This window comes from Rickettsiales bacterium, assembly GCA_033762595.1.
Taxonomy (GTDB): domain Bacteria; phylum Pseudomonadota; class Alphaproteobacteria; order Rickettsiales; family UBA8987; genus JANPLD01.
In genome coordinates this window covers 1-7,949 of record JANRLM010000110.1, presented here as the reverse complement: position 1 = coordinate 7,949, position 7,949 = coordinate 1, and the positions used below count along the sequence as shown (strand labels likewise).

Annotated in this window: 9 protein-coding genes and 2 rRNA genes; 7 read left to right on the top strand and 4 right to left on the bottom strand. The window is 35.2% G+C overall.

Annotated features, from left to right (window positions below):
* The coding region (gene fsa, locus SFT90_07840; protein ID MDX1950385.1) for a fructose-6-phosphate aldolase at positions 1-644 on the bottom strand (644 nt) is incomplete at its 3' end.
* 79 nt (positions 645-723) lie between these two features.
* On the opposite strand from fsa, the gene SFT90_07835 reads away from it, so the two are divergent.
* The 7 genes from SFT90_07835 (at position 724) to recR (ending at position 5,432) form a co-directional block, all read left to right on the top strand.
* Positions 724-855 (top strand): entericidin A/B family lipoprotein, encoded by a 132-nt coding sequence (locus SFT90_07835; protein ID MDX1950384.1) that lies wholly within the window; start codon positions 724-726, stop codon positions 853-855.
* Between the two features lie 18 nt (positions 856-873).
* Complete coding sequence (gene mreC / locus SFT90_07830; protein MDX1950383.1) at positions 874-1,707, top strand: rod shape-determining protein MreC; 834 nt, start codon at positions 874-876, stop codon at positions 1,705-1,707.
* Entirely contained in the window at positions 1,688-2,194 is a 507-nt protein-coding gene (mreD, locus tag SFT90_07825; protein MDX1950382.1) for a rod shape-determining protein MreD, read from the top strand. The genes mreC and mreD overlap by 20 nt, the downstream gene beginning before the upstream one ends.
* A 1-nt stretch (position 2,195) precedes the next feature.
* Complete coding sequence (gene mrdA / locus SFT90_07820; protein ID MDX1950381.1) at positions 2,196-4,022, top strand: penicillin-binding protein 2; 1,827 nt, start codon at positions 2,196-2,198, stop codon at positions 4,020-4,022.
* Between the two features lie 148 nt (positions 4,023-4,170).
* Positions 4,171-4,413, top strand: coding sequence for a type II toxin-antitoxin system ParD family antitoxin (locus tag SFT90_07815; protein ID MDX1950380.1), 243 nt, complete (start codon positions 4,171-4,173; stop codon positions 4,411-4,413).
* Entirely contained in the window at positions 4,413-4,700 is a 288-nt protein-coding gene (locus tag SFT90_07810; GenBank protein MDX1950379.1) for a type II toxin-antitoxin system RelE/ParE family toxin, read from the top strand. Before SFT90_07815 ends, SFT90_07810 begins: the two co-directional genes overlap by 1 nt.
* Before the next feature lie 141 nt (positions 4,701-4,841).
* Positions 4,842-5,432: a recombination mediator RecR gene (gene recR, locus SFT90_07805; protein MDX1950378.1), complete on the top strand. Its 591-nt coding sequence runs from the start codon at positions 4,842-4,844 to the stop codon at positions 5,430-5,432.
* A gap of 18 nt (positions 5,433-5,450) precedes the next feature.
* On the opposite strand, the gene SFT90_07800 is transcribed toward recR, so the two are convergent.
* The 3 genes from SFT90_07800 to SFT90_07790 all read right to left on the bottom strand — a co-directional run.
* Positions 5,451-6,965 (bottom strand): NAD(P)H-hydrate dehydratase, encoded by a 1,515-nt coding sequence (locus SFT90_07800; protein ID MDX1950377.1) that lies wholly within the window; start codon positions 6,963-6,965, stop codon positions 5,451-5,453.
* A gap of 266 nt (positions 6,966-7,231) precedes the next feature.
* A 5S ribosomal RNA gene (gene rrf, locus SFT90_07795) occupies positions 7,232-7,346 on the bottom strand.
* A gap of 194 nt (positions 7,347-7,540) precedes the next feature.
* Positions 7,541-7,949 (bottom strand): 23S ribosomal RNA (locus SFT90_07790); the annotation flags it as partial.

Sequence of the window (7,949 nt, the reverse complement as noted above, 5' to 3'; positions counted from 1 at the left end):
TGGCCAGTTTTTTGCCAATCTTCCAAGAATTTTTGAAGCCCTGCATCAGTAAGTGGGTGCTTGAATAATTGCTTGATTGTTGAAGGCGGAACGGTGCAAACATCTGCCCCAATTCTTGCCGCATCAAGAATATGAACTGGGTGGCGAACTGAAGCTACTAAAATTTGTGTTTCATAGCCGTAATTATCATAGATAATTCTAATATCTTCAATAAGTTGCATACCATCAAAACCAACATCATCATGCCTACCAACGAAAGGTGAAATATAAGTTGCACCAGCTTTAGCCGCAAGCAAAGCCTGAACTGCGGAAAAACAGAGTGTTACATTCGTTTTTATACCTTCGCTTGAAAATGTTTTGCAAGCCTTCAAGCCTTCTTCAGTTAATGGGAGTTTTACAACCACATTATCAGCAATTTTTGCAAGCTTTCTTCCTTCTTCAATCATTCCGTTATATTCCATCGCAACAACTTCTGCACTAACAGGAAGACCGGGGAGAAGATTACAGATTTCCTTAATAACTTCCAAAAAATCCCTACCAGATTTTAAGATTAAACTAGGGTTTGTAGTAACCCCATCAAGCATTCCATAACTTTTCAAAGATTTTATTTCTGCAACATCTGCGGTATCAACAAAGAATTTCATATGATTTAGGTTTAAGTTAATTTACTAAAGGGATTTTATAGGCTAATAGAATGATTTTGTTAATTAAAAAATTTTACTTATGAGAAAAATTTTTATTTTAAGCATTTTACTAGTAATTGCTAATTTTACTTCTAGTTGTAATACAATTAGGGGTATTGGGCAAGACATAGAAGGTGCTGGCAGAAGCCTGCAAAGAACCTCTGACTATTAATTTTGACTATATAAATTTGTGTTTTATCAAGTTAGAAAATCATATTCAAACAGGCTTTTGCTGATAAAGCAAGTTGCCTTGCTTATCTCTAAAATTTCGCTATTTCTTCTGCTATTAATTGCTTTAATATTATTTTTGGTGAATCGTTTTAACCCCACTTCACTAGAAAATTTTAGAACTGATATATCAAAAGTTGCAAACCCAGTCACAATGTATTTTGATAGTTTTGCAGAGAAAATTTCACTGGTTTTTGAACAAATTGATAATGTGATAAATGCAAATACTTATTCAAAACAATTAAGAGAAACTAAAAACCAAAATTTCAGGCTGAAACTTCAATACAATCTACTAGCTGAAGAAAATGAAAAACTTAGGAAAATGCTTAATTTTATTCCTAATTACAAAAAACAGGTTTTTACAGCTAAGATAATTTCAAAAGCTCCGGGGCCTTTTGTTAAATCCGCTTATATAAAATCTGAAGAAGTTTCTGATTTAGAAAAAGATAATATCGTTCTAAATGATGATGGGCTTGTTGGGCAGATTGAATCAGTTTCAGGTGATATAGCAAATATAATACTAATCACTGATAGAAGATCAAATGTGCCAGTAAAATCAAAAAACTCAGGGAAAAGAGCGATTTTAGAGGGCAATGGAACAAATATTACAGAGCTTGGCTATTTGGTTTCAACCAAAAATTTAACTATTGGAGAAGAAATTTTAACCTCTGGCGATGGTGGAATTTTTCCTGCGGATATTCCAGTTGGATATATTGAAAAAATTGAGAATGACAGGGTTTATGTTGCAACTTACGCAGATATGGAAAGCTTAGACTATGTTTTTATACTTAAATAAATTTCTTGAGTTAATTCCTCTAGCTTCAAGCGTTTTATTTATAACCTTGTTTGCTATTACTGATGGCGGATTATTTCATAATTCTTACACCCCAGCAATAAGTGCTATTTTTGTTTTTTATTGGTTCTTCGCTAATTTGGGACTGATGGGAACTTTAACCATATTTTTTATCGGTTTTTATTCTGATGTTATGTTCTTGAACCCTATCGGCATAGAATCTTTCAGCTTACTTATTGCATATTACATAACTAGAAGCCAAAAGGAATTATGCTCTAAATATGGCTTCCTAGCATTTTGGCTATTCTTTGGCTATTTTTTGTTTATTTTTTTCTTTTTCAAATTCATTTTACTTTCAATATTTGTTGGCTCAGTAAATTTTATAGGGGTTATTTTCTCCCAATATTTATTTACTTTTTTTCTCTATCCAATAATTCATTACATGTTTAGTTTCTTCAAACTTAAGAAGATAACTTTTATTAGAATTTAGAATGTTTAACCCTACTTCAGAAAAATCAAAATTAATTTCAAGAAGGTCTATAATTCTTTCGGTTGGCAAACTTGCGGCTTTATCTGTGCTTGGTGCTAGAATGTATCATCTTCAAATTGTTGAAGGTGCGAAATATAGAAATTTAGCGGAAGGCAACAGAATAAAATTAGTTCCAGTAATTCCAAGAAGGGGTTTAATTAAAGATAGGAATGATCAAATTATCGCGGAAGGTATTTCTCGTTATCAGCTTGTATATAACCCGCAAAGGGGTAAAAACCCTAAAGAAAACCTTATTAAAATTGCAAAACTTATTCAGCTTCCAAAAGATAAATTAGATGAGCTTCTAAACGCATTAGATAGCAAAGCGACAAGATTTCCGCTGGTTATAGAGAATTTTTTATCTTGGGAAAATATTGCTAGAGTAAAAGTTAGAGAAAGAGATTTGCCAGAATTCAAAGTAAATTTTATTGAATCAAGGTTTTATCCTTACCAAAATATAACTTCTCACATTACCGGATATGTTGGAATTGTTAATGATATTGAACAAAAAAACCAAGTTAATATTGAAAAATATGGTGAGCTTCTAAAAGAGCAAAATTTTAGAATAGGCAAAACAGGCATTGAACTTTCTATGCAAGATAAACTTGCTGGTAAAGCTGGCGTTACTGAGGTTGAAGTTGATTCTAGGGGGCGTGCCATTCGTGAAATTTCATACAAGCAAGATGTTAGGGGTAATGATCTCAAACTAACTTTGGATATGGATTTGCAATCATATTTGCACTCTATATTGAAAGGAAAAGGTGGGCTTGCTGGCGAAGGTGCTTCAGCAGTTTTACTAGATGTAGAATCTGGCGATATTATGGCGATGTGTTCCGTTCCGGATTATAATGCAAATTCCTTTATAAAAGGCATTAAAGCTGAAGATTTGAAAAATCTATACTCAAACCCTGATAAGCCTTTTACCAACAAGGCAATTTCTAAAACCTACCCTGCTGGCTCAACCTTCAAAACAATAGTAGCAACGGCAGCATTAAATGAAGGCGTAATTGGAAGAGGCACAAGCATTTATTGCCAAGGGCATTTATATTTCGGTGGTAGAAGATTTCATTGCTGGAAGGAAGGTGGGCATGGCTCACTAAGTGTTGAAGGTGCTTTGGAGCAATCTTGCAATGTATTTTTTTATGAAGTGGCACGCCTTCTTGGTATTCAAAAAATCGCTGATTATGCAAGAAAATTAGGGCTTGGCAATTTAACTGGCATTGAACTCCCATTTGAGGAAGCTGGAATAATTCCAGATCCTGCTTGGAAAAGGAAAACCCTTAAACAGCCTTGGTATGAGGGCGAAACCCTAAATACAGGCATCGGGCAAGGTTATGTTGAAGTAACGCCACTACAACTTGCACTATCAGCCGCAAGACTTGCAACTGGCAAAAATGTTGAAGCAAGAATGACGCTTCCAGATGGCAAGCCAAACAGAAGGATTTTTAGCAATATCCAAGGGTTAAAATCTGATAAACTTGCAATTGTTCAAAATGGAATGAACCTTGTAATCAATGGAAATCAAGGAACGGCAAGGGCTTCAAAAATTTATGAGAGTAATTTTACTTTCGCTGGCAAAACTGGCTCTGCACAATATAAAGCGATTGATAGAAATATTAAAATTAAAAGAGATTCTGACACTCACTCCCTTTTTATGGGTTATGGGCCAGTTGGCAGGCCAAGATTTTCCGTTGGTGTAATTGTTGAATTTGGAGGTGGTGGCTCAAAATCAGCTGCCCCCATCGCAAGAGATATTCTCAACTTCGCATTCCAAAAATATTTGGGGTGAGGATAATTTTCCCCCTCATTCTCTTGTTCATTAACATAAAAGCTACAACCCACGCATCAAAACTAGCTTCTGGCTGTAAATCATTATTTTCATAGATGTTGAAACTTGAGCTAGAGTGTGCTAGAATCATGTATAAACAGGAATTTTTATGTCAGTAGAACTAGCTCCAAATATTGAAGCAGCAATTAACAACAAGGTGCAAAGTGGATACTACAAATCTGCAAATGATGTTGTTATAGAAGCGTTAACCCTTCTTGATAAGCAACACGCCCTAAAAATGCATATTGAAAAATTACTTGATGAAGGCGAGGCTTCAATGGCTAATGGTGAATTTTATTCACCAGAGCAAGTTGATGCACATATTGAATCAATTCTAAATAAATACAGATAGTGAAATATATTTTAGCACCTAGAGCAACCAAAGATTTTGGTAACATTATTGATTGGGTTGCAGGGCATAATTTGACTGCTGCCGAAAACCTTTATTCAGATTTTAAAAAATCTTTTGAATATATTGCCTCATTTCCATTTGCTGGTTCACAGAAATCCGAATTTACAAACAAACCTTACAGGTGGCATTACCTTCAAAGATACTGGATTACTTATAACCCAAATGTAACTCCAGTAAAAATTGTTAGAATTATTAACTCCTATATGGATATACCAAGCAGGTTTTAATACATTTATTATCCAATTTAACTAAAGAATTTTCTAATTTTTATTCCTAGATTTCATTTCAATATTTTTTGCCAGCAATTAAATCAGAGTTTTACAAAATAATTTTTACATAATAAAAACATATTTTAGAAATAATATAAAATGACATCTCCATTAGAAAATTTGATTAATCTAACCGCTAAATTGCCTGGGCTTGGTAAGAAATCCGCCACGAGAATTGCGTTGCATCTTCTCAAAAATAGGGAAAAGCTGATGCACCCTCTAGCTGACGCAATTATTGCAACTGAAGCCTCAATAAAAACCTGCGAAATCTGCGGAAATTATGATATTTCCTCGCCTTGCCATATCTGCGTTGATGAAAAAAGGGATAAATCAACCATTATGGTTTTAGAAGATGTTTCTGATTTATGGGCAATAAATAGAGGCAGAATTTATAACGGCGTTTTTCATATTTTGGGCGGTGCTTTATCTGCGATGGATGGTGTTGGGCCTGATAAACTCAACATCGCAAGCCTGCTTGCAAAGGTAAGCTCTGGAGAGGTGAAGGAGGTTATTCTTGCAACGAATGCAACTATGGAAGGGCAAACCACCGCACATTATCTAAGCCAAAGGCTTCAAGAATTTAATATCAAAATTACAAGGCTTGCACAAGGCGTTCCTCTTGGTGGCGAGATTGAATATCTTGATGAAGGCACACTCCTCACCGCCCTTAATTCAAGAAGGGATTTTTAGATAATTTTATAAAATTATTTACTTAAGTTTTTCATCTTGGGATAAGCTCTGTAAAACTAGGGGGATTGCATCAATCAAATCCTCAGAAATTAACCCCTGCCCTAATATATTTGCACATTCTGAATGTATCCAAACCCCGGCACAAGCGGCTTCAAAACTCGGCATATTTTGAGCAAGTAATCCACCGATAATTCCTGCTAAAACATCACCACTGCCGGCTGTTGCAAGCCAAGTGGGTGCATTATTATTAACCGCAATTCTTCCATCTGGGCTTGCGATTATTGTATCATTACCTTTAAGAACAATAACATTATCGCACAATTTAGCAGCTTTTGAGGCTCTTTCAATTTTACTACCATCAACATTGAAAACCCTCTTAAACTCTCCCTCATGTGGTGTTAAAACTGATTTTTTATTTTTCTTAAGTGCCTTAATAAATTCTTTTGGTTTTTCTTGAAAGATGCTAAAAACATCAGCATCTATAACGCAGGCGAGCTTTTCTTCTAAGCAATGATAAACCCTTAAAGGTGCTAAAATATCAAATCCAGAACCACAACCAAGCACCGCAGAATTTACTTTTTTTAGTTTTATATATTTCTCTAAATCCTCAATTTCTTTGAGCCTTTTAACCATCACTGAAAGCATAGAAGTCGCATAAATTGGCAATGATTTTTCATCAGCACAGATTGTTGCAAGCCCTGCCCCAACCCGCATAGAAGCAATTGATGCCATTCTTGAAGCACCAGTAAAATCCTCCTCACCGCCATCAATTACGATATGCCCTTTATGATATTTATGAGATTCTAATTTTGGAAAAGGAAATTTATCTAGCCACAAATCAGTTGAATTGATAAAGTAAGGATTATAAATTTCGCTAAAGGCTTCATCAGGAATTCCAATATCTGCAACCTCAATTTTGCCAACATAATTTTTTGCAGGCAATAAATAACAGCCTATTTTTGGCGTTTGGTAGGATATAGTATAATCCGCTTGAATGGCTATATTCCTAACTTCCCCTGTGTTTGAGCAAACCCCACTTGGAACATCTAAACTAAAAACTAAAAATTTATTTTTTTGTGAATTTTTTGCATAATTTATTTTTTCAATAATTTCTGCAATATCTCCAGTAATATCTCTCTTTAAGCCGATTCCAAAGATTGCATCTATAATTAAATCAGCTTGCTCAAGATAATCTTCGTCAAATTCTTCAATTTCAATTCCGCTAGAAACCGCAAAATCCATAGCTTGCAGAGTAAGCTCTGAAACCTTTCTTAAATCACCAATATTTGAAAGTCTTATATCATAGCCCCTTTCCTTCAAAATTCTTGCTGTAATATAGCCATCACCGCCATTATTACCAACGCCACATAAAATATAAACTGCGTCACCTTTTTTTTTATAATCTAAAATTTTATCAACTAAGTCAGCAGATTTTTCACCGGCATTGCACATTAGAGTGAAGTTTGAAATACCGAATCTCTCAGCTTCCGAATCCGCTTTTTTTGTATTTTCTGCACTAAATATTTTTTTCATTGAATATAAAATTTATTTTAAGAAAATATACTCTATAAAAATATTACAAATTCAAGTTGTAAAAAAGGCATTTGGTATAGGAATAACTGGCTATCAGTAGACTAAAGTTAGAAATTTGGTAGATATGATGCCTCTCTTTGCATTAAATAACTTGAAGCTATTTAACAAAAGAATTCTAGTAAAAGGGATACAAAATAAAAAGGAAATGAATAGAACAGAAATAAAATTATAATCTTGTGAAACAGCATTATGCAAACCTTTTTTTAGTCTGGCAGCGACTTACTTTCCCATGACTTAAGACATAGTATCATCAGCGCGTGAGGCCTTAACTTCTGAGTTCGAGATGGGATCAGGTGTGTCCCCTCAGCTATAACCACCAGACAAAGAAAAGGTCTGCTTCAATATAAGTCGTTGGTTTTTGAACGTTAGTAGTTAGCTATTTATAAGAAAAAGCTACTAACTGCTAATTACCAAAAACCAACTACAATTATAGAAAGCGATATAAAACAAGTGTTTTAATCAAAAAATTTAGCACTGCTTTAGAGTCATCGCAACTCAAAGTAAAATCGTTTAAGTGTATCAAACCAATTGAGCTATTAGTAAAGGTTAGCTGAGTGGATTGCTCCACTTACACATCCTTCCTATCAACGTAGTGGTCTTCTACGGCTCTAATGGGGAATACTGGTTTTGAGGCTGGTTTCACGCTTAGATGCTTTCAGCGTTTATCCGTTCCGTACATAGCTACCCAGCTGTGCCGTTGGCACGACAACTGGTACACCAGAGGTACGTTCACCCCGGTCCTCTCGTACTAAGGGCAAATCCTCTCAATATTCCTACACCCACGGCAGATAGGGACCGAACTGTCTCACGACGTTCTAAACCCAGCTCACGTACCTCTTTAAATGGCGAACAGCCATACCCTTGGGACCTTCTCCAGCCCCAGGATGAGATGAGCCGACATCGAGGTGCCAAACAGCGCCGTCG

Excerpts from the sequence above, each read along its gene's own strand:
- SFT90_07835 (MDX1950384.1), top strand. The coding sequence starts at position 724 with ATGAGAAAAATTTTTATTTTAAGCATTTTACTAGTAATTGCTAATTTT.
- mreD (MDX1950382.1), top strand. The coding sequence starts at position 1,688 with ATGTTTTTATACTTAAATAAATTTCTTGAGTTAATTCCTCTAGCTTCA.
- mrdA (MDX1950381.1), top strand. The coding sequence starts at position 2,196 with ATGTTTAACCCTACTTCAGAAAAATCAAAATTAATTTCAAGAAGGTCT.
- SFT90_07815 (MDX1950380.1), top strand. The coding sequence starts at position 4,171 with ATGTCAGTAGAACTAGCTCCAAATATTGAAGCAGCAATTAACAACAAG.
- recR (MDX1950378.1), top strand. The coding sequence starts at position 4,842 with ATGACATCTCCATTAGAAAATTTGATTAATCTAACCGCTAAATTGCCT.
- SFT90_07800 (MDX1950377.1), bottom strand. The coding sequence starts at position 6,965 with ATGAAAAAAATATTTAGTGCAGAAAATACAAAAAAAGCGGATTCGGAA.